At 69.4% G+C, this 24,941-nt stretch carries 17 protein-coding genes; 8 read left to right on the top strand and 9 right to left on the bottom strand.

Going from position 1 to position 24,941, the window contains the following annotated elements; translation table 11 throughout:
* Positions 1 to 91 precede the first annotated feature (91 nt).
* Both IG54_RS0132030 and IG54_RS0132025 read right to left on the bottom strand, forming a co-directional pair.
* Positions 92 to 3,268, bottom strand: coding sequence for an AAA family ATPase (locus IG54_RS0132030; protein WP_030792751.1), 3,177 nt, complete (start codon positions 3,266 to 3,268; stop codon positions 92 to 94).
* Complete coding sequence (locus IG54_RS0132025; RefSeq protein WP_030792748.1) at positions 3,265 to 4,587, bottom strand: metallophosphoesterase family protein; 1,323 nt, start codon at positions 4,585 to 4,587, stop codon at positions 3,265 to 3,267. The genes IG54_RS0132030 and IG54_RS0132025 overlap by 4 nt, the downstream gene beginning before the upstream one ends.
* Before the next feature lie 133 nt (positions 4,588 to 4,720).
* On the opposite strand from IG54_RS0132025, the gene IG54_RS0132020 reads away from it, so the two are divergent.
* From IG54_RS0132020 to IG54_RS0131985, 8 genes are all read left to right on the top strand, one after another.
* The gene (locus tag IG54_RS0132020) at positions 4,721 to 5,566 is read left to right on the top strand and encodes a hypothetical protein (RefSeq protein WP_030792744.1); all 846 of its coding nucleotides are present in this window, start codon (positions 4,721 to 4,723) and stop codon (positions 5,564 to 5,566) included.
* Between the two features lie 48 nt (positions 5,567 to 5,614).
* On the top strand, positions 5,615 to 6,754 hold the full coding sequence (locus IG54_RS0132015; RefSeq protein ID WP_030792741.1) for a hypothetical protein: 1,140 nt from the start codon (positions 5,615 to 5,617) through the stop codon (positions 6,752 to 6,754).
* Positions 6,751 to 8,259, top strand: a complete 1,509-nt coding sequence (locus tag IG54_RS0132010) for a hypothetical protein (RefSeq protein ID WP_030792738.1) — start codon at positions 6,751 to 6,753, stop codon at positions 8,257 to 8,259. The genes IG54_RS0132015 and IG54_RS0132010 overlap by 4 nt, the downstream gene beginning before the upstream one ends.
* Positions 8,249 to 9,610 carry an AAA domain-containing protein gene (locus IG54_RS0132005; RefSeq protein ID WP_030792736.1) on the top strand — a complete coding sequence of 454 codons (1,362 nt, stop codon included), beginning with the start codon at positions 8,249 to 8,251 and terminating at the stop codon, positions 9,608 to 9,610. The genes IG54_RS0132010 and IG54_RS0132005 overlap by 11 nt, the downstream gene beginning before the upstream one ends.
* Before the next feature lie 153 nt (positions 9,611 to 9,763).
* On the top strand, positions 9,764 to 11,233 hold the full coding sequence (locus tag IG54_RS0132000) for a DUF3375 domain-containing protein (protein WP_037898127.1): 1,470 nt from the start codon (positions 9,764 to 9,766) through the stop codon (positions 11,231 to 11,233).
* The gene (locus tag IG54_RS0131995; protein WP_030792734.1) at positions 11,230 to 11,814 is read left to right on the top strand and encodes a DUF4194 domain-containing protein; all 585 of its coding nucleotides are present in this window, start codon (positions 11,230 to 11,232) and stop codon (positions 11,812 to 11,814) included. The genes IG54_RS0132000 and IG54_RS0131995 overlap by 4 nt, the downstream gene beginning before the upstream one ends.
* Entirely contained in the window at positions 11,811 to 15,242 is a 3,432-nt protein-coding gene (locus IG54_RS0131990; RefSeq protein ID WP_051820228.1) for an ATP-binding protein, read from the top strand. The genes IG54_RS0131995 and IG54_RS0131990 overlap by 4 nt, the downstream gene beginning before the upstream one ends.
* 2 nt (positions 15,243 to 15,244) lie before the next feature.
* A complete protein-coding gene (locus IG54_RS0131985) occupies positions 15,245 to 16,924 on the top strand; it encodes a Wadjet anti-phage system protein JetD domain-containing protein (protein ID WP_234336424.1) in 1,680 nt (559 codons plus the stop codon).
* Positions 16,925 to 17,027: 103 nt separating this feature from the next.
* Here IG54_RS0131985 and IG54_RS0131980 read toward each other — a convergent pair whose 3' ends face one another.
* The 7 genes from IG54_RS0131980 to IG54_RS0131950 form a co-directional block, all read right to left on the bottom strand.
* Positions 17,028 to 17,705, bottom strand: a complete 678-nt coding sequence (locus IG54_RS0131980; protein ID WP_030792731.1) for a hypothetical protein — start codon at positions 17,703 to 17,705, stop codon at positions 17,028 to 17,030.
* A 3-nt stretch (positions 17,706 to 17,708) separates the two neighbouring features.
* On the bottom strand, positions 17,709 to 18,890 hold the full coding sequence (locus IG54_RS38500; protein ID WP_234336423.1) for a hypothetical protein: 1,182 nt from the start codon (positions 18,888 to 18,890) through the stop codon (positions 17,709 to 17,711).
* Entirely contained in the window at positions 18,890 to 19,732 is an 843-nt protein-coding gene (locus IG54_RS0131970) for a hypothetical protein (RefSeq protein ID WP_078594750.1), read from the bottom strand. The genes IG54_RS38500 and IG54_RS0131970 overlap by 1 nt, the downstream gene beginning before the upstream one ends.
* Complete coding sequence (locus IG54_RS39480; protein ID WP_030792728.1) at positions 19,729 to 21,198, bottom strand: hypothetical protein; 1,470 nt, start codon at positions 21,196 to 21,198, stop codon at positions 19,729 to 19,731. Before IG54_RS39480 ends, IG54_RS0131970 begins: the two co-directional genes overlap by 4 nt.
* Entirely contained in the window at positions 21,195 to 21,953 is a 759-nt protein-coding gene (locus tag IG54_RS0131960; RefSeq protein WP_106977144.1) for an ATP-binding protein, read from the bottom strand. The genes IG54_RS39480 and IG54_RS0131960 overlap by 4 nt, the downstream gene beginning before the upstream one ends.
* Before the next feature lie 62 nt (positions 21,954 to 22,015).
* Positions 22,016 to 22,816 carry an ATP-binding protein gene (locus IG54_RS0131955; protein WP_030792720.1) on the bottom strand — a complete coding sequence of 267 codons (801 nt, stop codon included), beginning with the start codon at positions 22,814 to 22,816 and terminating at the stop codon, positions 22,016 to 22,018.
* Positions 22,813 to 24,417: a Mu transposase C-terminal domain-containing protein gene (locus IG54_RS0131950; protein ID WP_234336422.1), complete on the bottom strand. Its 1,605-nt coding sequence runs from the start codon at positions 24,415 to 24,417 to the stop codon at positions 22,813 to 22,815. The genes IG54_RS0131955 and IG54_RS0131950 overlap by 4 nt, the downstream gene beginning before the upstream one ends.
* Positions 24,418 to 24,941: the final 524 nt, after the last annotated feature.

The raw sequence follows: 24,941 nt of genomic DNA, 5'->3' as shown, positions 1-24,941 counted from the left end.
TGGCCGCAATGGCCCGCGAGGGGGCCGAAGCTCTCAAAGTGCCGGAGCTGGCCGCCCAGCAGCGCCGGGGCCGCGCCGTCGTCGACTGCGGTTATCGCGCCTGGGAGTGCAGTCCGCTGGCGAGGTTGTCCTGGGCGATGTCGTCTCGCTCAGCCAATGTGAGCCACCGGGCGGATGAGCCGGCGGCGGTCCGCTCCACCCACAGCACATCGTCAACGGCCTCGGCGACGGCGTGCAGGTGGCTGATGACCATGACCAGACGGTCACCGCCGACCTGAGCGCGCAGTACCTCCAGGGCCAGGTCCAAGGCGGTGGTGTCGAGGGCGGCGAAGCCCTCGTCGAGGAAGAGGGAGCCGAGAGTCGGCCCGCTGCGGGAGTGCAGTTCGGCAAGCGCCAGGGCCAGGGCGAGGGACGCCATGAACTTCTCTCCTCCTGACAAGCGATTCGGATGGTGGGCGACCCCGGAGCTGCGGCTGATGATGTCGAAGTCGTCTGCGAAGCCGAATCGACCGTCGGACATCTGCCCGAGCAGGTCGCTGGCGACGCCGAGCAATGCGCGGGTTCGCAGTGTGGTGAGGTGACCCAGGAACTTGGCGTCAACCAGTTCGCGGCGTAGTACCTCAAGGGCTTCATAGCGGGCTTCACCTGCAGTGATGGCGAAGTCCAGGTCAGCGGCCGGCTTGATCAGGTCCTGTGCTTCTCGCTGTTTGCACCGCTGGTCTTCGGCTTCTTTGGTTGCCTGCGCGGCTGCGGCAACGAGGGGGTGAAGCGACTTGGGTGTGGTCAGGTCGGCTGAGGCGTCGAAGCCGTCGATGTCGGCGAGTGCGGCTGCATGCTGGCCGAGGCGGCTTTCGACGGCGGCTGCGCGTTCTGTCGCCGTTGCGGCTCGCTGGGTGAGTTTGTCACCGAGTGCGACGGTTGTCGTCAAGAGGGTGGCGGCGTAGTGGCGGACCTCGGCGATCGTCGGCTGGGTGGGAGCTGCCGGGAGCGCTAGGAGGTCAGCCTCATCGAGATGTGTGCTGGCCTGGACGGCGGCTTGGGCCCACATGTCCAGGCTGTCACGCAGTTTCTCCAAGGGGCGTTCAAGGCGGGCTCGGGTGTCGTGGTCGAGCGTGCGCTGATCGGCGAGCACCGCGGTCTTCTCCGCTCGGCTTGCTTCCCTTTGGTCGAGCAACTCTTGGAGTTCGGTCTGCCGGACAGTGACGGCTGTGGTGGCGGCGTCCGTCTGTGCAGTGGCGACGTCGATCGGGTCTTGCGGCAGCATCACCCGGATGCGTGCGGGAAGCATGCCGATGTCGGCGGCGGTCCTTGCCACCGCCCGGGCGTGGCGCTCGTGGGCTGCGGATGCGTCTTTGGTGTCGCGGTGGTGCACTTTCGTGCGTTCTGCCAGTGATTTACGGTCTGCTTCGATCCCGGCGGTACGGCGGTGCTCTTCATCCTTCAGCTGCTCGGCGTGTGCGGTGGCCATGTGTTCGCAGGCGGAGACGGCGTCGGTGATCGCCGCTGTGTCCTGCCCAGGATGTGCGGTGCCGGGAGTGGTCAGGGCCGTAGTGGCTGCGGTCAGCCTTGCTGAGGCCGATGCGGCGTTGAAGTCTGTGCCTGCCTCGGTGGCCAGCGCCTCCAAGCTTCGGAAGGCTCGTTCTGCTTCATGGGTCGTCTCCTGCGCCGTCTGCTGTGCGCTGTGGTGCTCGTGGTCACGTTCGAGCACCGCTTTATCGGCGGCGGTGACGGCGGCGCGGGCTTCGGCGCGCAGGTCGATGGCCCTGTCGTGTGCGCTCTTGGCCTGCTCTCGTTGTGTGTGCGCTTCAGTCAGTTCTTCCGCGTCGGCCGTTGTGGGGTGGAAGTCGGCCGGGAGCTGTCGGCGGCATACAGGGCAGTCGTCGTCGGGGTGGAGGTCGGCGGCGATCGCGGCTGCCTTCTTCCGCAGCCTGAGCGTCTCCAGGTGTGTCTCGGCCACGGTGAGATTTTTGTGGGCCGCAGATGCCTCGTCCTCCACCGGGCCGAGGTCTTTGTGGGCGGATTTCTGCCGGTCCACTGCGTTAGTGTGGGCGCGCGCGGTGTCAGCGACGCGCCGGGCCGCCGAGAGGGCCGCGTCCAACGCGGTGCGGACACTTGTGCTGTGCGTACGGATTTGCTTGCTGGTCTCGGCGGCGGCCCGGGCTGCCTCTGTCGTCGCTTGGACGTGTGCGGCCCGTTCGGCTAGTTCCGCTTCCGCCGTGGCGATGGCACCCTGTTCGTCGTCGAGTTGTGTGGTGTGGGAGGCCAGCCGGTCGCGCTCGTCTCGGAGTTCCTCGGCGGATTCCGCGAGGGTCTTCAGGAGCATCGCGGCTTGGGCGAGGGAGTCCCTGCCTTCTCCTTGCTTCTCCGCCGCGGTGATCGCTCCGGTCAGTTCCTCTTCCCTAACCGCAGCCTGCTCGGCACGCCGGTCGAGGAGATCGCGCCGTGTGGTGAGGTCGTTGGCGGTGCCCTCGAGCGTGTCGAGGACGGTGTCGGCGTCGGTCACCTGGCGCGTTGCCAGGCTCTGACAAGCGCTGGTGGCTGCCGCTGCGGTGTCTCGGGCTTGCGAGACCTCTTTATGCAGTGCCGTGATGCGGATGACGGCGGTGTTCAGGAGTTCGGCCTGGGCTGTGGCCGTGTCGGCGGCCGCTCCGGCTGTGGCGGCCGTCTCCTGCGGGTTGTCCGGCATGGGGGCCCGTTTGGCTTTCGCATCGCCCAGGAGTTGCTGGAGCGTGCGGCCGTGGCGGGCGGCCAGGTTCCGCACTGCTTCCAGTGATTCGGCACCGAACAGTTCGCGGAGCCGTTCGCTGCGCTCCTTGGGAGCGGCGGTGAGGAGCTGGTCGAACTTGCCTTGCGGGAGCAGCCCGACCCTCAGGAAGGTGTCATAGCTCATCTGCAGCACCGTTTTGATGCGGTTGTCGACGGCCGTGGCGCCGTCGGTCTCCTCACCGGTGTCCAGGTTTTTCAGGTGGTGCCGGCCCGCGTTCGGGTTGGTGGCGTGCATGGTGCGGTGGACACGCCAGTTCTGCCCATCGTGTACGAAGGTGAGTTCGACGCTCATGGCCTGTGCGCCGTCGGCGATGAGTTGCCGTGGTTCCTTGGCGTCCCAGGAGCTTTTGCGGAACAGGGCGAAGGCGATGGCGTCGAGCAGGCTGCTCTTGCCGGCGCCTGTGTCGCCGAGGACCGCGACGAGGCTCTTGCCGGTGAAGTCGACGGTGGCCTGGGCGGGGTAGCTGCGGAATCCGGTGAGGGTGAGCGTCATCGGTTTCATCGCGTCGTCTCCGCGTCGGTGGTGTCGATGCCGGTCAGCAGGTTGGAGCGGTCAAGGGTGTCTAGAGGCTGGCCGGCGATGGCTGCGGTCAGCAGCGTCTCCTCGCAGCACGGTGCGGGGTCCTCGGGGTCGGGTTCGGCTCGCAGGTGGGCGAAGGCGGCCATGGCGCGGTCCAGGGCCGGGCCGCCGGTGCCTCGGTCGGCAAGGTAGTCGTGCAGCAGGTCGTCGATGTCGGGCAGTTCGGTGGTGGCGGTCTGCCGGTCCAGTACGCGGTGGGCTGTGCCGGTACGGCGCTCGTCGATGTCGACGAGCGTCGCCTGGGGCAGCATCTTGGCGAGGGTGGCGGGCAGGGACGGGTCGAAGGTGTCGACGTTCACCACCGCTTTCACCCAGGCGTCCCCCACGCGGGCGGCGCGGTGGGCGATCTGTTCCAGGGTTCCTTCGAGGCGTACCAGGCGGCGGCCTGCGGTGAGCGGTTCGAGTTCGATGCGGGGATTAGTGTCCGGCCCGATCTCGGCGAGTACGACGCTCTTGGTGTCGCCGGTCTCGCCGAAGTCCATCTGCAGGGGGCTGCCGGCGTAGTAGGCGGGGAATCCGGAACGGCCGACGGGCTGGGGTTTGTGGATGTGGCCGAGGGCGCCGTAGGCGACATCGGGCAGGTCGGTGGCTGCGGCCGCGTACTCGGCATTCAGGGAGATCCGCCGCTCCGAGTAGGACGGGAGGGCTCCTTCGATGAACAGGTGGGCGGCGTAGACGAGGACGTCCCGGGGGCCTCGGTCGGCGGTCAGGCGGCGGTAGACCTCAGCTTGGACGGTGCGCATCCGTTCGGCGTAGGTCGCGGTGGTCAGGGCGGGGTCGGCGAAGTCGTAGGTGAAGCGGTTGGGGTGCAGGTAGGGCAATGCGCCGATGCGCAGGGTGAGCTCCCCGTTCCTGGTCGGGTATTCGGCGAGGAGCAGTCTGTCGGGGTGGGCGTCGGTGGCGAAGCGGACCCGGGTCTGGTCTTCTTCGCGGGCGCCCATGTCGCTGAGGACGTACTCCAGGAACGTCAGGACGTGAGTGGTGTCGTGGTTGCCGGCCACGACGACCACTGGCGCGATTGCGCCGAGGCGGCGCAGTGCCTGTGCCGCGCTGCGCATGTCGTCCAGGCTGGGGCGGGGGCTGTCGAAGAGGTCGCCGCTGTGCACGATCAGGTCGGGGGCGTAGTCCTCGGCGATGGCAATGATTTCGTCCAGGACGGCGTCGACCTCGCTGTCACGTCGATGGCGGCCGATCTGGCGGCCGAGGTGCCAGTCGGAGGTGTGGAATACGCGTCCCGTCACGGGTGCCTCCAGAGGAACGGCCTGCAGGGCGGCGCGGGTTGCGCCGTCGCGGCCGGAGGTTCGGTGACGCCGACTGTACCCCGAATCACAGGAAGAGTCTGGAAAACTCTGGAACTCTGGTACCGTCTGGTGCATGAGTGATCCGCTGGACGCCCTGGAGAAGAGCATCGGCACCCTGCGCCGCGCGATCCGCGACGCAGCCGCCGCCGGCGATACCGAACGGGCCGGCGAGCTGCGAATGCAGCTGCGCCGCGCCGAGCGGGCCTGGGACGCCCTCGTCGACGCCGGTGAACCGGCCGCCGCCCCGCCCCGCCAAGCGCCGCAAGCTGCTCCGGCCGCCCGGGGATCGCAGCTCCCGGCACGCGAACACGTCCACCGCGCCCTGATGCTCCTCGGGGTCCCGGCCGCGCCCAAGCTGATCGTCGACGTGCATGAGGCGTTCTTCCCGGGAGAGCTGTCCACGTCCAAGCTCTCCAGTCTGCGCCGGGACGAGGAACGTTCCTACCGCTCCAGTCCGGGAGCCCGGCCGTACTACCTGTGCCCGGCCCTGGCGCACGATCTGCTGACCCCGGTGCGGGCACTGATCACGATCAGCACCTGGACGCTGGAGCAGCGCGTCATCGGTCCGCTGTCCCCTCGTGTGGACTTCCTCAGCGGAACGATCCGCATCGGCGAAGCGGTGCGCGCCTCCGCCGAGTCCGCTTCAGAAGGGGCCAGCCCGGAGGCCCTGCGGCTGCTGTGGCGCTTCGCCGTCAACATCCCTGACGCCATGCCGAAGAACGCCCACGGCCACGAGGGCGCACTGGATCCCCAGCAGGTGATCAGCGCCGCCCAGGCCGAGCTGGACGTGCATACCGAAACCGACCGCGCCAACCGGGCGGCGGCCGCGCGGCGGGCCCGCAAGTCCCTCAGTGACGATGAGCAGTTGTTCGGCACGCCCCTGCGGGGCGTGACGCATCTGCGGTCCGCCCGCGCCTGATTCCCATCTCCCCGCATCCTTTCATCCTCCGCAAGGATCTATGAGACCGTGAGAGAACCAGTCGACGACCGCCTCGCCGCGCTTCGCGGATCCGCGAAGCGTCTGGACTACAACGCCCGGTCGCTGGCGGCCCTGGAGAACAATCCGCGTTGCACGCTGCGGGCTCTGCTGGACGCGTCCGGCTCCGACAAGGCCGCGATCGCCACACATGTCGGCCATCCCCCGGCCTTCGGCCAGTCCTCCTTCGCCATCACCCGCGGCAACGCCTTCGAAGCGATGGTGAAGGCCAACGGCTGCGCAGAGCTCCTGCGCGTTCTACGCGAGACCCTGGAGCTGACGCTGCCGGAGGTGGGGTACGAGGACCTGAACGACGTCGGCGGTGACGGCCGTTCCAAGGAGCGCCATGAGCACACCGAGGAAGTGCTGCTGCGGGCCGCCCGGGGTGAGGGCGACGGCACCTTGTTCGACCACCCGATGCTGTGCCTGCAGATCGGCGGACACAAGGCGTACCTGGAACCGGACCTGGTGGCCTTCCGCATCGACGGACGCTTCCACGTCGTGGAGATCAAGAGCTTCCCGATCATCGACGAGCAGGCCGCCCCCGCCCAGGTACGGGCGGCGACCACGCAGGCGAGCGCGTACATCATCGCGCTGCGTGACCTGCTCGGGCGGGCCGGCATCGGTGAGGAGGCCGTCTCCGACACGATCGTGCTGGTCGCGCCGAAGGACTTCACCAACCGGCCGACCGGGGCGTTCGTCGACGCCCGCAAGCAGGTGGCCGCCCTGACGCGTCAGCTGTCCCGCATCGCGCGCGTCGGGGACCTGGTGGATCTACTGCCCGAGGACCTCACCTTCGACCTCGCCCGGGACTCGGAGGACCGGCCCCGGCGCCCGGCCGAGGAGCTGACCGAGGCGCTGGATCAGGTCCTCGTGACGTACCGCCCGGACTGCCTGAACCACTGCGAGATGGCGTTCTACTGCCGAGCCCGCGCCCGTGCTGAGGCCTCACTGGATGTCCTCGGGCCGGTGGTGCGCGATCAGTTCGGCGGCATCGACACCACGACCATGGTCATGGGGCTGGCTCGCGGAGAACTGACGCCGAGCGAGGATCAGATGGAGATGGCCGCGGCCCTGCGGCACGCCGCACGGCTGCGCGCAGAACTGGAAGACCTCGGGGGTGTGGCATGAGCACGCTGTCGGCGTTGGCGCACGTGCGGGCGATGGAGTCGATGCAGGCGGTGCCCGTGACCGAGTTCCGGCACCGGCATCTGTCCGCCCGGCCGCTGGTGATCATCCCGCTGGCCATGGCCGGCGAGGCCGGGGCGCCCCTGGCCGCGATGGTCGGCTCCGCCAAGAGGAACGGGACCCTGCTGGTTGTGGCCCAGCCCCGCAACCGGGACCAGCGGTTCGCGTTCGCCGCCGGCCTCGGCCAGATCGTGATGGACTACATCGACTCCTTCCGCCAGGACCGCCGCGGGGAAGGCGAGCGCTCCCGGTACACCGACGCTCCGCAGATTCTGGTGCCCAACCCTGGCGGCGTCAAAGCCCTGGCCGACCTGGGCCGCATGTGCCGCTTCCGTTCGACGTCGGGTCCCTACGCGGTGCCGGACGTCGTACCGGAGTTCGGCATGTGGCTGACGTTCCTGGTCGACAGGGCCGAACAGACCGGCACCTCCATGCTGCTGCCCGTCACTGACATGCTCGCCGAGCACTGGGCGACCGGCCAGAGCACGCTCGAGGACCAGAACCTCGCCTCCCTGATGGCCTGGATCGCTCCCCCGTCGGGCTTGAGCGTCGAGCAGGCCATGGCCGATGCGGAGAACCCGGACGTGTGCCCGCCGGCGGGCCCGTCGACCTCCCCCGAGTTCGACAACCGCGACCTGGCCCCGGCGATCAGAAAGTTCGACACGGCCCACAAGCTCGGCGACCCGCACGCGCTGTCCGCAGCTGAGACCGTGCTGCGGGAGCTGATCGCGGGACAGATCCAGCCCACCTGGCGCATGGTGTGGCAGGCCATATCACTGCTGCGCTCCGTTCCCGAGGCACCGCGGTCCGCCAAGCGCTTCGAGGGCGACTGCAAGGCCTTCACGGACTACTCCGACTACCAGGACTCCGGCGGGCTTCCGCAGCGCAAGCGGGACACCGCGATCGGCGCGGCCCGGCGGCTGGGCTTTCTGGAGCGCGCGCTGGCCGAATTCGAGTCCGACATGGCGTTCGACGATCGTTTCGTGCTGGCCGACCGGCGCAGCGCAGGTGAGGCGTTCGCCGGGACGGTCGTGGAGGCTGAACCTGGCCGGACGGTCACCACTGACAAGAACAGGCGGGTGCCGCGGCCGCGTGTCACCGTCCGCACCGAGGATCCCGTGCGGCTGGCCGCCGATACCAAGCTGATCAGCCCGTCCATGTTGGCCGGCCACAAGGCCATGATCGTCTCGGTCCTTCCCGACGGCGGCACCACACGGGTCACGGTGGAGATCACCGGCGGCATGGGACGCAGCCGCGTCCCGAAGCAGGGCACCGTGCCGGAACCGGGCCAGTACGTCGCCTACCTGCCCGACCCGGGGTGGCGCCCGGCACCGCAGTTCCCGGCCTCCGACGCCGCCCCGTGGACACACAGTGCAGCCGACGAGGTCGGCGCCGATTCCGCCGTACCCGAGGACGCTGCAGCAGAGGAGTGGGGCAATGAGGAATGACAACAGCGCAACGCCCGAACCGGCCGTACCCGACCCTGCGACGGCCGCTGCCGCTGCCACCGAGGCGATCCTCGCGAACATGGCCGATGGGCGTCACAGGGCCGTGGTCGTCGACTCCCCGCCGGGCGCAGGCAAGAGCACCCTGGTGGTCCGCGCCACCCAGGAGCTCACCGAAGGCGGCGAGCGCCCGATCATCGTCGCCCAGACCAACAACCAGGTCGACGACCTGGTCGTTCGTCTGGCCAGGGAGCATCCCGGCATCGCCGTCGGACGATTGAGTGCCACCGGCTACACCCCATCTCCGGCCCTGGTTGCCCTGACGAACACCACCGTCGGCCGCACCCTGGCCGACCTGGCCGGCTGCCGGATCATCGTCGCAACCGCCGCGAAGTGGGCCACCGTCCGCGACGCCACGTTCGGCTGGGCGATCCTGGATGAGGCCTATCAGATGCGTTCGGACATGCTGTTGCAGATCGTCGAACGCTTCGATCGGGGCCTTTTCGTCGGCGATCCCGGTCAGTTGGACCCGTTCACGATCGTCGGTACCGAGCGCTGGATCGGGTTGCCGCACGACCCCACGCAGAACGGTGTCTGCGTGATGCTGGCGCATAACAAGAACATTCCCGTGCACCGGCTGCCGGTGTCCTGGCGCCTGCCGTCCTCGGCCGCACCGACCATCTCCCGAGCGTTCTACCCGTTCACCCACTTCACCGCCGGAACCGGTGAAGACACACGCGCCTTGGAGTTCCGCACCGCCGGGTTCGCCCGCACCGACCTGGACGAGACCCTCGCGCAGGCGTTCACCAGCGGCTGGGCCTTGCACGAACTGCGCCGCCGGCACGTCCCGCGCACCGACACCGAGACCCTCCAGACCGCCGCCGACCTCGCCGGCCGGCTGCTGGACCGCGGAGCGGTCGCCACCTGCGAGCGCCACCATGGCGGCCGGCCCCTGGAACCCGGCGACATCGCCATCGGCGTCGCCCACCGCGACCAGGCTGACCTGGTCAGGGCCGCGCTCGCCCGGACAGGCAGCCCTGGCGCGCCGGGCGTGGCGGTGGACACCGCGAACCGGCTGCAGGGCCGCGAGTTCGAAGTCGTCATCGTCGTGCACCCGTTGTCCGGCCGCCGGGACGCCACGGCCTTCCATCTGGAGGCCGGGCGGCTGTGCGTGCTCGCCTCCCGTCACCGGCAGGCGTGCATCGTCGTCGCCCGCGAGGGCATCGCCGATCTTCTGGACAGCCACCCCTCGACCGACCCGGTGCATCTGTCCGTGCGCGCCAAGTTCCCGGACGGCTGGGAAGCCAACCAGATCATGCTGGACAAGCTTGCCCAGCACCGCGTCGCCGCCTGATCCCACACGGTGCTGCCGCCCGATGCCGCCATTTCGATCAAATTCGTATAGTTGTTCCATTTTCCTGCTTTTGTCAGTGCTCGTCTTTAAGGTTTCCGTATCCGCTCCATCCGGGCGGACACGGAAACCGCAGGGGTGCGATCGGGGGGTTGCATGCAATTCGATCAGGTCACGGCTCTCACCAGCCACCCGGCATGGGTACTGCTGCGCGCGGACAATGCCGCCTTGGTGCTGTCGTTCTGCGGCACGGTGTTCGTCGACGAGAACGCGCGCGGTGTGCCGGAAGCCTTACTGGAGTCCCGGCTGGACGACCGGCTCTACCTCCTCAACGAGGAAAAGCCCGGCTCGTTTCCCCGGTCCGCCAGCGCCTATCTGGCGGAGTGGACGAAGAACGGCTGGCTGCGCAAGTACTACCCACCTGGGGAGGACGAGGCGCATTTCGACGCGACTGCGGCCCTCGAGAAGGCCGTAGCCTGGGTGCGGGACCTGCCCGCACGTTCGTTCATCGGAACCGAGTCCCGCCTGAACACCATCGTCGCGCTCCTGCGGCAGATGGCGTTCGGAACGGAGACCGATCCGCAGACACGCATCGATGAACTGCGCCGGGAGCGTGACGCGATCGACGCCCAGATCGCACGGCTGCGCGCCGGTGAGGTCGACATGCTGTCCCCGCTCGCACTGCTGGACCGCTACCAGCAGGTGGAGAGCACCGCGGTCGAACTCCTGCGGGACTTCCGCGAAGTGGAGGCCAATCTTCGGGAACTGGACGTACGTCTGCGCCACCAGGTCGCCACCGCCGAGGGCGGGAAGGGAGAGCAACTGGCCTCGTTCCTGCTGGATCGCGACGAGATCGCCCGGTCCGATCAGGGACAGAGCTTCCAGGCGTTCTTCGACTACCTCCTCTCGCCCCGTCGCCAGCAGGAACTGCGGGAGCTGCTGCAGCAGGTCAACCAACTGCCGCAGTTGGGAGGCAGGGCCAACCAGAGCCTGTTGAAGATCCCCTTCGCCTGGCTGGAGGCGGCCGAGAACACCCAGGACACGGTCCGGCAACTGACCGAGCAGCTGCGCCGCTTCCTGGTCGACCGCAGCCGAGCAGAGGACCGCCGCGTACTGGCGCTGGTGCGCTCCATCCAGCGTCACGTCACCGCCCTGGAAGGCCGGGCCGACCTGCCCGGCATGGCGCTGGACGTCCCTCAGGCACATCTGACGCTGCCGATGGAGCGACGGCTGTACATGCCGGTCGAACGCATCGAGCTGGACACCGCTGCGGTGGAGGAATCCGAGGACGCGGAGGTGGACATCTCCGAGCTCTTCTCCGGCGTCCACGTCGACACCGAGGCGCTGACCGGTCATGTTCTGGAGGCGGTCGCCATGAGCCCGAGCGGCCAGGCGAACCTGGCCGCCATCGTCGACGACCACCCGCTGACCCTGGGGCTCGCGGAACTGCTCGCCTACTTCCAGGTGGAGCACCCCGGCCTGGACATGATCGTGGACCCGGACCGCACCGACCTCCTGGTCTACCCGCGCGTCCACGTGCCCGGGCACACGCAGGCGAGAGTGCCGCACGTGACGTTCGTACGCGACGAAGGCGGCACCGCCGCCGGAAAGGCGGAGCAGGAATGAGTGACGCCCTGACCGTCCCCGTGGTCCACCTGCTGAAAGCGGGCGTGCTTTATCAGAGCGATGCACCTGCCGTCTGGGAGCAGATCATCAGCCATCAGGCGGCAATCGGCGACTACCTCAGCGTGATCGGCCTCGATGTCGTCATCGACCGCGCCGAGGGCTACGCCTACGTCCGACAGCAGGATCTCGATTCCCGTGACGACGGCGTCCCGGTGCCGCGGCTGGTCACCCGCCACCGGCTCTCGTTCCCCGTCAGCCTGATGCTCGTCCTGCTGCGCGGACGACTCGCGGACAGCGACGCCGACTCCGCCGACCCGCGCCTGGTACTTACCCGCGACGACCTGGTCGAGATAATCCGCGGCTTCCTCCCACCACGCAGCAACGAAGCCCAGCTCGTCGACCAGATCGACGCCCACATCAAGAAGCTCGTCGACCTCAAGGCACTGCGCCAGACGAAACAGACCAGCACCTACGAGGTCCGCCGCCACATCAAGGCCCTGGTCGACGCCCAGGTCCTCAACGACTTCAACGAACTCCTCGCCACCTACCGCGACGCTGCCTCGGCCAAGGACGACACATGACCCTCACCATCGACCCGGCAGCGCTCATCCCACGGCAGGCAACGACCGCAGAGCCTGCCGGCACGTTCGACGTCGGCCCCGGTTACCGGCTCGCCCGCCTGGAGGTACTCAACTGGGGCACCTTCCACCGCACCACCTGCACCTTCACCATCGACGGGCACTGCGCCCTGCTCACCGGGGGCGTGGGATCGGGCAAGTCCACCCTGGTGGACGCGCTCACCACGCTGCTTCTGCCCGCCCACAAGATCGCCTACAACAAGGCGGCGGGCGCCGATGCCAAGGAGCGCGACCTGCGGTCCTACGTCCTCGGCCATCACAAGAACGAGCGCGTCGAGGCTTCCGACACCACACGCCCCGTGGGACTGCGCGACCACACCTCCTACAGCGTGATCCTGGGCGTCTTCACGAACTATGCCCTCGGCGCCCATCTCACACTCGCACAGGTCTTCTACTGGACATCCCCGACCAGCACCGGGCAGCCCGAGCGGTTCTACCTCACCGCCGAGGCACCGCTGTCCATCGACACCGACTTCACCGGCTTCGGCACCGACATCACCGACCTGCGCCGGCAGCTGAAACAGCGCGGGGCCACTATCCACGGCAGCGCATACACCCAGTACGGCAAGGCACTGCTGAGAGGCCTGGGCATCCCCAGCCTGCAGGCCCTGGACCTGTTCCACCAGACGGTGTCGATGAAGGCCGTGGGCAGCCTGGACGAGTTCGTCCGCGAGCGGATGCTGGAGCCGTTCGACGCGAAGACAGCCGTCGACAAGATCGTTGCCCACTTTGATGCGCTCACCGCCAGCCACAACGAAGTCGTCCGGGCTCGTCGGATGATCGAGGACCTGACGCCGATCGTGGTGGCCTGCAACCGGTACGACACCGTCCAGGGGGAGATCACCGCCCTGGACAAGCGCCGCAGTGCCGTCCCGGCGTTCTTCGCCCAGCACCGCCACCGGCTCCTCACGAGACGTCACACCACACTTATGTCCGGTACGGCGGAACTGGAGGAACTGCAGTCCACTCGCGAACGGCAGCTGGAGCAACTACGCGGGACGGCCGACGGCCTGCGGCGCCGTATCGACGGCGTCGGCGGGGAGAAGCTCATCTCCCTGACCGGCCGGATCGAAGAACTCGGCCGCGAACGCGAACGGCGCCGCAAGCGCGCCACCGAGTACGGCGCCTGGCTCGCGCAGGCCGGCATGGATCCCGTCACCGACGCCGCCTCCTTCCGCGAGCGGACCGACCAGATCTCCACCGCCCGCTCCCGGGCCGAGGAACAAGAGCAGCAGGCCCGCAGAAAACTCGACGATCTCGCCATCGCGCGCCACGACAACACCACCGCGACCGACGCGCTGCGACGCGAGATCACCAGCCTGCAGCAGCAGCGCTCCAGCATCCCCGCCCAACTGCTGGCCCTGCGCCGCGAACTCGCCACCGCCACGGGCGTCTCCGACGAGGTCCTACCGTTCGCCGGCGAGCTGATCCAGGTCCGCGACGACGAAGCCGAGTGGGCCGGCGCCGCCGAGCGTGTACTGCACGGGTTCGCCTTGTCCCTGCTGGTCCCACACGCCCACTACGACACCGTCTCGGCCTGGGTCAACGGCCGTCACCTGGGCCTCAGACTGGTCTACTACCAGGTCCCCGCCCACACACCCATCACCATGCTGCCGGACGACTCCACCCTGCTGACCGGCAAACTCCAGCTCAAATCCGACAGCTGGGCCCGCGACTGGCTCGCCGCTCGGCTGCGCTCGCGTGCCGACTACCTGTGCGCCGAAGACCTTGACGCATTCGCCCGCGCCACCCGGCCCGCCGTCACCCGGCAGGGCCTTATCAAGGGCGGCGGAGGCCGCCACGAGAAGAACGACACCCACCGCATCGACGACCGACGCAACTGGGTGCTGGGCTGGAGCAACCAGGCCAAGCTCGACGCTCTCCTCGCCGAGGCCACCCGCCTCACCCGCGAAAGCGCCGACATCACCACAGCCACCCGGGAACTCGAGAAGCAGCAGCAGGCCCGCACCGGAACCGGTTCCGCCCTCACCCTGCTGGCCAGCGTCGACACCTACGCGGAACTCGACTGGCAGAGCACCGTCGCGGACATCGAGCAGTTCGAGCAGCAGAAGGGCGCCCTGGAAGCAGAAGCCGGTCTGGACAAGCTCACCGCGCAGCTCCGGCGGACCGAGGACGAGATCCTACAGAGCAGCAAGACGTTCACCACGGGGCAGGAGGAGCTGGGCGGCCTGCGCCGCGACGTCCAGCACATCGCCGGCCTGCTGGGCAGGACCACCACGTTCCTCGCGAGGTGCGACCTCGACGGCATGGCGGAGCACGAGGAAGCCCTGAGGAAGTTCCTGCCCGCAGCCGACGGCGACGGCCTCCTGGAGATGCTGGACGACGCCGAGCGCCATGCCGAAGCACGTCTGCTGCGCAGCAGCGGCAGTCGCCACGACGCCCTGCGCCACGCCAGCAGCCAGGCAGCGGGGCTGATGACCGCCTTCCGCGGCAGGTACCCGGTCCACACCGCCGAGTTGGACAACACCATCGAATCCGCCGGCGGCTACCGCGCGTTGCACAGCCGGCTCACCGACGAGGACCTGCCCCGATTCGAGGAGCAGTTCCTCCTGTACTTGCGCACCAACGTCATCCGCGACATCGCTTCCTTCCAGGCCCATCTCGGCGCTCAGGAGCAGCAGATCCGCGAGCGCATCGACGTGATCAACACCTCGCTGGCCGGCATCGACTACAACCCGGGCCGCTACATCCGGCTCAACGCCGCCCCCACGCCGAACAAGGAGGTCCGCGAGTTCCAGCACGACCTGCGCGCTTGTACCAGCGAAGCGCTCTCGAACGACGCCGATGACGCGTACACCGAAGAGAAGTTCCTCCAGGTCAAGGCGCTCCTCGACCGCTTCAAGGGCCGCCCGGAGCACACCCGTCTCGACAAGGAGTGGACCGCCCGGGTCACCGATGTGCGGCGCTGGTTCGTCTTCTCCGCCAGCGAGCTCAATCGCGAGGACGACGCCGAGTACGAGGTCCACTCCGACTCCGGTGGCAAGTCCGGCGGCCAGAAGGAGAAACTCGCCTACACCATCCTCGCGGCTTCCCTTGCCTACCAGTTCCGCATCGACCCCACCGCCGTCAAACCCAAGACCTTCCACTTCGTCACCATCGACGAAGCCTTCGGACGCGGTGACGACCCCTCCGCCCACTTCGCCCTCGACCTGTTCCAGCGCCTGGGCCTGCAACTCCTCGTCGTCACCCCGCTCCAGAAACTCCATGTCATCGAGCCCCACGTCACCCGCGTCGGCTATGTCGACCGTCCTGACAAGACCCGCTCCCGCCTGAACAACCTCACCATCGAGGAGTTCCGCGCCTACAGGCAAGCAGCGGCCCAGCAGGCGAACCAGCCCCCGAAGGAGTAGTCGTGACCCCGGCAGAATGGACCCGCCCCGAGCATGTGGTGGAAACTCTGCGCCGCAAGTGGGCCAGCGGCCGCTACCTCACCGCCGCCGCGGGCGGTCACCCCTTCGAGCCCATCGGGGTGTCGCTGAAGGGCCCGACCGCGGCCGATGCCCTGCAGTATTACGAGCAAGCACTCGCCTGGTCCCAGTGCTGGGCCCCCGACCGGAACCCCCATCTGCGCATCCAGACCAAATCCATCGGAGGCCGCAACGGCATCCCGTCGAATACCGTCCCGGCCCGAGCCTGGGTCGACAGCCGCGACCGCCTCTGGACGCTGCTCCGCGTCACCACCCAGGTCGACCGCTTCCACACGCTGCACGAGCAGACCGCACGCCAGGACCCCGGCATCGCACGGTGGATGGCTGACCACCCCATGAAGGTCCTTGCCAACGCTGCAGACTGGCGCCGACTCGTGCGCACCACGTGCTGGATCCGCGACCACGACACCAAGGCGGTCTACCTGCGCGAGATCGACACCCCGGGCGTGGACACCAAGTTCATCGAGACCAACAAGGGAATCCTCGCCGACCTCCTCGACTGTGTGCTCCCTGAAAGCCGCGTCAACACCAGCGCGCCGAAGAGCGATCTCGTCGCACGGTACGGCTTCCGGACCAAGCCCATCTACATCCGCCTGCGCTACCTCGGCGCCTCTCCCCTGCCCTTCAGCGAACTCACCGTCCGCGCCGAGGAACTGGCCGACTGGTCCCCCGGGGTGCGCACCGTCTTCGTCCTCGAGAACGAGATCACCTACCTCTCCCTGCCGCCGGTCCCCGACGCCATCGCCATCCTCGGCTCCGGATACGCCGCCGCCCTGCTGCGTCACCTGCCCTGGCTCGACGACGTCGCCCTCTGTTACTGGGGCGACATCGACACCCATGGCTTCGCCATCCTCAACCAGGTCCGCGGACGCTTCCCGCACACCACGTCACTGCTCATGGACCGCGCCACCCTCCTCGCCCACGAGTCCCACTGGGGCCAGGAGAAGACACAGGCACGCGGCGGCCTGACACACCTCACCCCCGAGGAGGCCGACCTCGAGCAGGAGCTGCGGACCGGCGCCTACCGGCCGCACCTGCGCCTGGAGCAGGAGCGCATCGCCATCACCGCCGTGCGAGACGCTCTGGCGCGGCACTGGGAGTGGCACCGGGGGCTGCGGACGGCCTCAAGCCAGGACCGTGGTCGAGGACGAGGCCACTCCCGCGCTTGGCCTGCCGGGCGGTCCGCGGCTCCCTGCGCTCCAGTCTCCGCCCCTACCGGGCCCGCGGGGTACGGGTCACGGCCGAGCCCGACGAACGCGCACGAATCTTCCTCACCCGCCAGCACTGACCGGCAGCCTGTCGGTCAACCCTCTGCAGCCTCTGACGACAACAACCCGCCTCGACGAACGGAACCGGCAGTGACCGATACATGGAACGGCGAACCGCTGGCAGACGCCAAGAGCGTGAACGAGGACATCCACTACCGGATCCACGACGCCGACAGCGGAGCGCTGCTGGGATTCGGCACGGGCCGCGGTGGTGCGCTGGGAGCCGTAGTGGCCCACTGCCGGCGTGTGGAAGACGCCCACCCTGGCCGCCATCTGGTCATCCGCGCCTACGACGGTCCAGCGGGGCTGGCCTTCGACCGCCCGGCAGGACCGTAACGCTTTCACCGCCGTCGCCGGAGTGCGGCCACCGCGAGCCCCCATACCCGTCGGTCTACAGCCCGCTCGTCGCGGCCGGCGACCGGGCGGGGCGGGGTGAGGCTCAGATCGTCATGCGGCGGTGGTAGTCCTCGACCTGCTTTGCCAGGTCGTCTTCGGGGATGCCGGTGAAGGCGCTCATCTGGGCGTAGGACAGGCCGGCCCTGAGTCCGACCAGCGCGAACTCGCACAGGGCCTGATTGATCCGGGCCCTGGCATTGCCGAGGGAGACCATCCCGAGCTCGACACCATCGGCGGCCGGCAGCGTCCCTTCGATCTTCAGCTCCACCAGATCGCGCACCGCACTGGTAATCAGGTAGGTGACGAAGCTCGGCATGTCGGAGGGGACATTGCCCGCCCAGGCTCGCTCGTGTGGTTCCGGTGAGGTGTCGGAAGCGTGCTGGGAGCGGCTATTGGTGATGTACGCCCACACCCACCGGTAGGCCAGGGGAAGCCTGCTGGTGCGAAGGCTCAGCTCCTCATACAGCTCGAAGGCCGGGCGGTGCCTATCGGGCGCCTTAGCCTGGTCTTCGGCCAGCAGCACGTCCAGAAGCTGACGGGCCTCGCCCAGCTGCTCCTCGTCGGCCGGTAGGGAATGCGACAGCGGCAGCACGGTCGAGATCGCCTCCATGACCGTCTGGCGGGAGACACCGTGTCGGGCGGCCAGGGACCTCGGCAGCCTCTCGCCGGCCTGGTGGTCGCGGCGGATCGCTTCGAACAGTTCTGTCCCTGGCTCGGCCATCGTCTACTCCCTGTTGTCTGCGGTTGGTTGGGTTCCTGCAGGTCTCATGCTGCCCGGCCGGGTGCTGGTGTGCCCGCCCGCGTCAGGACGCACGGCAGGCTGCCGTCTGGAGCTGGAGGTGGTCGCGGCAGAGTGCGGCTTCGCGCCTGGTGCCTGGTGCTCGTACAGGCCGCAGGTGTGGGCTGCTTCGGTCACAGCCGCGTGGTCCCAGGACCTGAGGGGCAGGGAAGTGTTGTCCTCGCGCCCCTCTAGCTGCCCGAAGTGGCGGGCTGCCTCGAGCAAGTCCACTGCCCAGGACGGTGTCCGCAGCCCCTGGCCACGACCGGTTCGGGCCGGGAGGTCCGTCTGGGCGGCGAAAACCCGCACCGCCAGCGCCGCGGCGTGAACGGGATGGGCGATACGCGCATGGAGCCGGCGTGCGAGGAGCGCGGTCGGCTCATCGGGCTCGGGCGAGAAGCGGCCGGCAGCAGGCAGCGGGAGCACCGTACGGCCCAGGTGACGGGCTGCTGCCTCGACGTGGCCGCGGCTGGGCGTGCGCCGCGTCGGCAGCAGGAAGCACGGCTCGCCCTCGTGGGGCGGGAGCTGCCCGTCCGCCTCCCACCACGCGAACCGGTGGGCGGGCGGTGGTGGAGCGGGAGCGCTCACGGCGCGGCGGGCTGCGGCCAGGGTGTGCGCCTCTTCGTGCCGGAGTGCTGCCAGGGCGGTGGCGAGAGCGGGCGGGAGTGGGCCGTGGCACAGCAGGGTCAGCCGGATTTTGGTGAGCTCCCGCAGGGCGAAGAGGTACTCGAAGTGCCGGGAGCTGATGCGATGGGTCCGGGTGACGATGACGTGACCGATGCGCAGCGCGAGCATCCAGGCGGCGACCGCGCGCCAGGCGGTCTCGGTGTTGCCGGTCCAGTAGGCATCGTCCTCATTCCCGGTCACCGGGAGGTGTTTGCCCAGGCTGCGCAGCAGGTCGTGGGCGAGGGAGGCAGGCGCGCTCGCCACGGGGGTGGGGTGGACGGTGATACGGCCAGCCGCGGGGGTGTGGGCGGCCAGCGCGGCGGTCATGAAGGCGTGGTCGTCGTGAGGATCGTGCACCACGGTGAGCAGGGGCAGGCCGGGGCGGGTGTGGCCGGGTGACCATGTGGGCTTCCACGCGCCGGTGGTGGTCTCGGGCACGGCGGACGTACGCGGCGACGGCATCATCGCGCTCCGGGTGGTGGCGGTGTGGCGGCGGCTGGCGGCGGCGCGGAGCCGCTGGCGGAGTGTGCTCCGGCCGCAGCGGCGTGGCGGTGGCCCAGGGCTGGGTGGTCGGCGGGGCCGGAGTTGTCCAGGAGGGGGTGGGCTGCCAGCCCGAGGGCGAACAGCACATTCGGGTGGGGAGTGGGCTGTTTGCCGGCAGGGGCAAGCAGGCGCCGGTTGGCCAGACGCGGGATCTGTTCGGCGGGCAGGTCGGGGGTGAGGCCGCGGGCGGTGCGGTGCAGCAGGCGGGTGAGGGCGGCGGCCTCGCCGGGGGCGAGGGAGGCGGCGGTGTGGCCGGTGTTGTGCAGATTCTGCCGCTGCTTGGGGTCAAGCAGGCCGGGGACGCAGGTCAGGTGGATGGTGGTGTCGGTGTGGATGAGCCGGTGTGGGCTGCTGGGCTGATCGAGGTGTGCGGCCAGGGCGGTGGCGGCCCGCTTCAGACGGTGCGGGGGCCACTGAAGGGCGGAGGCCAGGTCGTCGGGGTGGATGTGGCCGACTTCCAGCAGAGCGGCGTGCAGCACGGTGGCGTTGGTGGCTGCGCCCGGGACGGGACGGCGGTTGGCCTGCTCGGAGGCGCGCAGGAGGGATTCGGGTGAGGTGTTCAGGGCGTGGGCGAGGGTGAACAGGGTCGTGGTGGGGAGGGTGTGCGGGGTGAGGTGGGTGTCCCAGTCGGTGGTGGGGATGCCAGTCAGCGCGGTCAGGTCCTCGTCGGTGAGCCGGCACTCCATGGCACGTGTCCGCAGGAACATCAGGTCGAACGCGACCGCGGACGTGTCGCCGGGCGGCGGGAGTTCGTCGGTCACGGGCGTAACTCCCCAAGGCGCGGCAGGACGTCGGAGGCGGGCGGCGTGGGGGTGTGCAGGTGCCAGCAGCGGGCGGCGGTGTGCCAGTCGTCCTCGGCGTGGGGGTGGGTCAGGGCGGGGATCGGGAGGCCGGCGTCGGCGATCAGGGCCTCAAAGCGTGGCGTGGTGCCGAAGCAGTTGGCGAACAGGCCGTGGGTGTCGGCGGTGCGCGGGGTGCGGCGGCGGAATTCGAGCGCGGTGTGCAGCAGGGGGCGGGCGCGGGGCGGGACGGCGTACATGTGCCTGGGGCCGGGTGGTTCGCCGATGTTGATCCGCGAGTCGCGGTCGATGGCCACGGTGGCGTGGGCGTCGTCGACGGATCCGATCTGGGTCATCGACAGCAGCGACTTGTCGGTGCCGGTGAACAACAGGGCCGCGATGGCGGCGGCGCGCAGCGGGTTGGGCAGGCGCACGGTGATCGTGTGCACGGTGCGCGGTGTGATGGGCACGGTGGTGATGCCGGGCCCGGCGCGGCTGGTGAGGTCGTCGGGCACGTTGAGCAGCAGCGCACGGGAGAGGAAGCCGGCCTGGGCGCCGCGCACGCGGGCCACCGTGTGCTGGACGCTGGGGCTCGAGACGGTCAGCCGGGCCAGAAACAGCCGCAAGGCCTCGGTCTCCTGCAGGTTCCAGAGGGTGGGCTCGGCCGGGCCGCCGGCGGTGGCGGTGGCGGTGGCGTCAGCTTGGGGTGGCTGGGCCGGCAGGCGGGCCAGCCAGGTGCGGGCGGCGGCGTAGCCGGCGCGGTACTGGCCGTCGCTGTGCGCGAAGTCGGTGGCGTTCTGGCGGCGCCAGCAGTCGGCGCGGAACGCGGCCACCGAGCTGCGCGGCAGCGTGGGCAGCGGGTAGGCGTGATCGCGCGGGGGCGGGCCGATGCGGCGGCCGGTGGCGGCCGGGCCGATCGCGCCGAGGACGGCGGCCGTGCCACGTACGGTCACCACGTCGTCCAGATGGGCGGCTGTGAGGTGTTCGCGCAGGCGCTGGAAGTCGGCCTGCTCCGGGGTGTGGGCCAGGAGGGTCAGGCGGATGCCGGTGTCCGCGTGCCACGCGGCCAGGCGGCGCAGCCGCTCCACCGTGAGGCGGTGGGCGCGCAGCACAATGGCGTCGCGTATGCCGGTGGCCAGGGTCCAGCAGGTCACCGCGCGCCAGGCCGGGTCGGTGGACATCCGCTCGGCCTCGGGACGGGAGAACCCGTCGCGGCCCATGGCACGCAGTACGTCCAGCGCGAGGTAGGCCGGGCTGGTGGTGTGCGGCGTGGGATCGACGGTGATCCGGCCGCTGGCGGGATCGGCCCACCGGTAGGCGGTCCGGTGCACCGTGTGGTCGTCGTCGCCGTCCAGCAGCAGCCTCACCGGCCGCGCCACCGCCACCGCCGGCGGCGCGGCGGCCCGCGGGGCGGGGGCCGGGGCGGCAGGAAGTGTGGGTGCGGTCATGGACGGCGTCCGCCGTCGACCCGGTCGGCCACAGCCTGCAGCAGGTCCCGATCGGGCTTGCTCGCTTTGGTGGCGGCCAGAGCCCGCTGGGTGTGGTGGGTGAGCACGGCCCAGCGGCGCAGAGCGCCGTCGGCGATACGGGCGTCCAGCGCCTTGAGGTCGTCGGGCGGGACGCTCTGCCACACGGGGTGCAAAGCGGGAGCTGCCTGGGGGACCTGGTCGCGGGTGAGCGGCCAGATGTAGGGCCAGCCGGCGGTGCGGGTGGCGAGCATCCGCTGGGCACGCAAGGAGCGTTCGCCGCGCGCCTGGGCGATCAGCACCACGCACAGCCCTTGGGGTAGGTCGTCGTGCAGGAAACGCAAGTACTCGAAGCACGACGCCGACAGCCGGTGGGCGTCCTCGACCACGACGATCCGCGGCTTGATGGCCAAGGTGCGTCGGATCAGCGTGTCGGCGGCCCCGGGGTCGGCAGGCGCCTCACCGCGGAGGCCAAGCGCACGGTGAAGGGCGGCGCGCAGGTCCGCCGGCGTCGGCTGAGCCCGGAAGTCCAGCGGCAACAGCTCGCCGAAACGGCGGGCGGCGGTGTGGACGGCGAAGGTCTTGCCGACCCCGGCATCGCCCAGCACGCACACGAACCGGCCCTGGGCGTAGGCGTCGGCGAGCGCGTCGCCGACGGCGAGCATGCCCGGGGTGAGCAGGGTGCGTAGCCCCGGGGTCTGGAGATAGTGCAGGCCGGGTGGGGCGGCGTCTTCCATGACGGCGAAGGGCTCGGCCCGGGGGGCCGCGCCCCGGACGGCCGGCGACGGGGGCGGGGCGGTCAGCATCGCTTCAGGGCCCAGCCCACGACCCGGTCCTCGACCTTGTCGGCCTTGAAGTACTCCATCGCCTTCAGCACGTGCTTGGTCACCCTTACCCACTTACGGAAGGAGCCGAGCGCGTACTGGTCGTCGACCCGCTTCAGCAGTGCCTCATCCACGCCTCGCCACACCGGGTGCGAGTCGGGTACGGCCTTGAGGACCTCGTCCTCGGTCATGGCCAGGATCTCCAGGCGGATGTAGATCCGCGAGGCCAGCGCCGGGTCGCTCTCCAGAGTTTCGTAGGCCTCCCGACCGCCGACGAACACGATGGCGGGCTTCGGGTCGCAGGTGTCCCACAGCTTGCGCAGGAACTCGAAGTTCTCCCGCCGGTACTGCTGGGCCTCATCACACACGATCACATACGGGCGCCGGGGCAGCGTCTCACGCAGCAGCTTGTCGAACGCGGTCGGGGTGCCCGGCATCTTGCAGCCGAGGTTCATCTGGTGGAACAACTCCTCGCGCAGGTCCTTCGGCCCCGGGCGGGAACGGGCGAAATCCAGCGGCAGGATCAGGTCCGGATTCATCTCCTGGATCGTGGCGCGGGTGCTGAAGCTCTTGCCGAGCCCGGCGTCGCCGTAGATCACTGACATCGCGCGTGATTCGACGGTGTCGATGACGGTGTCCTTGATCTGCAGCAGGGTGTCGGTGGCGACCAGTTCCGACTGCGGAATGTCGAGGAAGAACTGCGGGCGCAGGTCCGGGCGGCGGGGCGCCGCCAGCTCGGGCGGCTGCTGCGCGGCAGTAGTGGCGGTGGTGGTCATGCGTCCTCCGAAGACGGATGGGCGGGGGCGGTGGCCTGGCCGGGGCGTACCCAGCCGACCGGGATGGGAGTCAGCGGCTGATACGGCTCTTCGCGCCGGCGAGGCGCGGCAGGCGCTCGTTGGCTGGTGCCCGCGAGTTCGGCGAGCGCCTCTTCTTTGGTCATGCGGGTTGCCTGGACGGGCAGTTCGGGTTCCGTAGCCGGCAGATAGCGGTCTCGTCTGCGCTCACCGGAGCGCTGCAGTGCCCGGCGCAGGGAAGCACTGTGCTCCTGACGGTCGTCAAGGACCTTGGTGCGCAGCTCCTCGGTGGCCTCGTCGCTGAGGAACGCCCGCCCCAGGTAGCGCTCCCCGCGAAAGGTGTACAGGTCGATCTCATGGCTGTGGTGCGGCATCCACCGCACCCGCACCTCAACTCCGATACGGCCGACACCGTGCTCGGGCATGTAGCAGCGGCCCGCGAACTCCACCCCGTGACTGGTGATCTTCCGGGGCCGGTGGTCGCTCTCCAGCATGAAGGCACGCAGCTCGGTGGGGGTGGGCTCGGGACGGATCTCGGTGGGGTCGGCCAGCCACGCCTCAAGCGGCGTCACCCCGGTGCGCTTCACCACGTGCTTGGTGTTGTGCTCGGTGACCCACTCGCGCAGCAGGTCGACGAACGCCTCGAAGGTCAACGGCGGGTCCTGGTCGCCGAGGCGTCGGCGGTGATCAAGCCGGGGCGCCTTGGTGTAGCGGGGCAGGTCGGCGAAGAACCGGGTCATGCTGGTGCGGTTCAGCCGCTCGATACCGCCTTTGTGGCGGGCGCTGCGCACCCGGTGCACCGGCACCCCCAGCAGCCCGAAAGCCCGCCGGACGGTCTTTGACAGGAAGTCGGCGCCGCCGTCGACCCGTACGAGCTGAGGCAGTCCCCCGGCCGGCCCGTAAGGGTCCTCCCGCAGCACCGAGGCCCGCACGGCCGCCAGGACCGATCCGCGGTGCGCGGAGCCGGCGGTGACCGCCCAGCCCATCACATAGCCGGTACCGCGGTCCTCGAACCAGGTCACCCACACCTTCGACAGCTTCTTGTCGGGCATCACCACGACGAGCGGGGCCTGCTTGTGATCCCCCTCCCACACCTGGTTCCGGGCTACCGCAGGCCGCTGGAAGGCGGGGTCGAAGCCGCGGGCGGCCGGAATGCCCTCCCGCAGACCCGCCATGAAACCGGGGTCGAGGTCACGGGCGATGGCGTCGTGCAGCGTGGTCAGACCGATCGGCTTCTCCCCCGCCATCTTGGCGGCGCGTACCAGGTGCTCGTGAGCGCGTTTCACATTCCCCTGGTGATCGGCGAGGACCTCGATGATCTCGTCGGTGATCCGAAACCGCCTGCGCTCGGGCTTCTCCGTGGAACCGGTCTCCTCGGCCTGCGCCAGCCAGCGCCACACCTGCCGCACACTGACGTCCGCTGATTCGGCGACCAGCCGCACATGCGCGGTTGTCAACTCCCCCGCACCACGCAACCGCAGCAGCCGGGCCACAGCAGCGGGCCGCAACTCGTCCCGATGCCGCCCCAAGCCCGGCTGTACGGCGTCGTCCAGCGCCGTCACCGGTGCCAGCACCCATGACATGGGCGGGCGGATAACGGCACGGCGATCACGTACAGCCTCCAACAGCGTTTGCGCACAGGGCAGTTCATCCAGACACACATGTGTGACGGATGCGTCTGATGCGAGGCTATGAGCCGCGCGTACGCTTCCGGCCCAGCCGCTCACCCGAGCGGGTGACAGCAGAACGTTCCCACCAGTTCGATAGACGCGCGTGCTAATGACCCTCGGGACTGCCGCGGGAATCTGGACCAGCCAGGCTCCGCGACGCCGACGCCGACACCGACGTCGGCGTCGCACTCCCCCGCAGCACCTGCCAAGAACCGCCGGACACACTCCGCACGCCCAGACAGCTCCGTGAAGACCAGGACGGCAAAGGAGATACGGCGAACACGACATCGGCCGATACGGCTTCACGTCACTGCAATATTCGGGGAGCTGTCACCATGATCGACCGATTCAACTGCCCTTGAGCAGCGCGAATACACCTACACGTCAGTGACATACAACGCCGAACATCCCAGTGACATCACGGCCGAACCTCACAG

Origin of the sequence: Streptomyces sp. NRRL S-920, from assembly GCF_000717945.1 — a bacterium.
In the GTDB taxonomy this organism is placed as follows: domain Bacteria; phylum Actinomycetota; class Actinomycetes; order Streptomycetales; family Streptomycetaceae; genus Streptomyces; species Streptomyces alboniger.
Note: the sequence above shows the minus strand (reverse complement) of the source record. Positions and strands in the feature narration are given on the sequence as shown.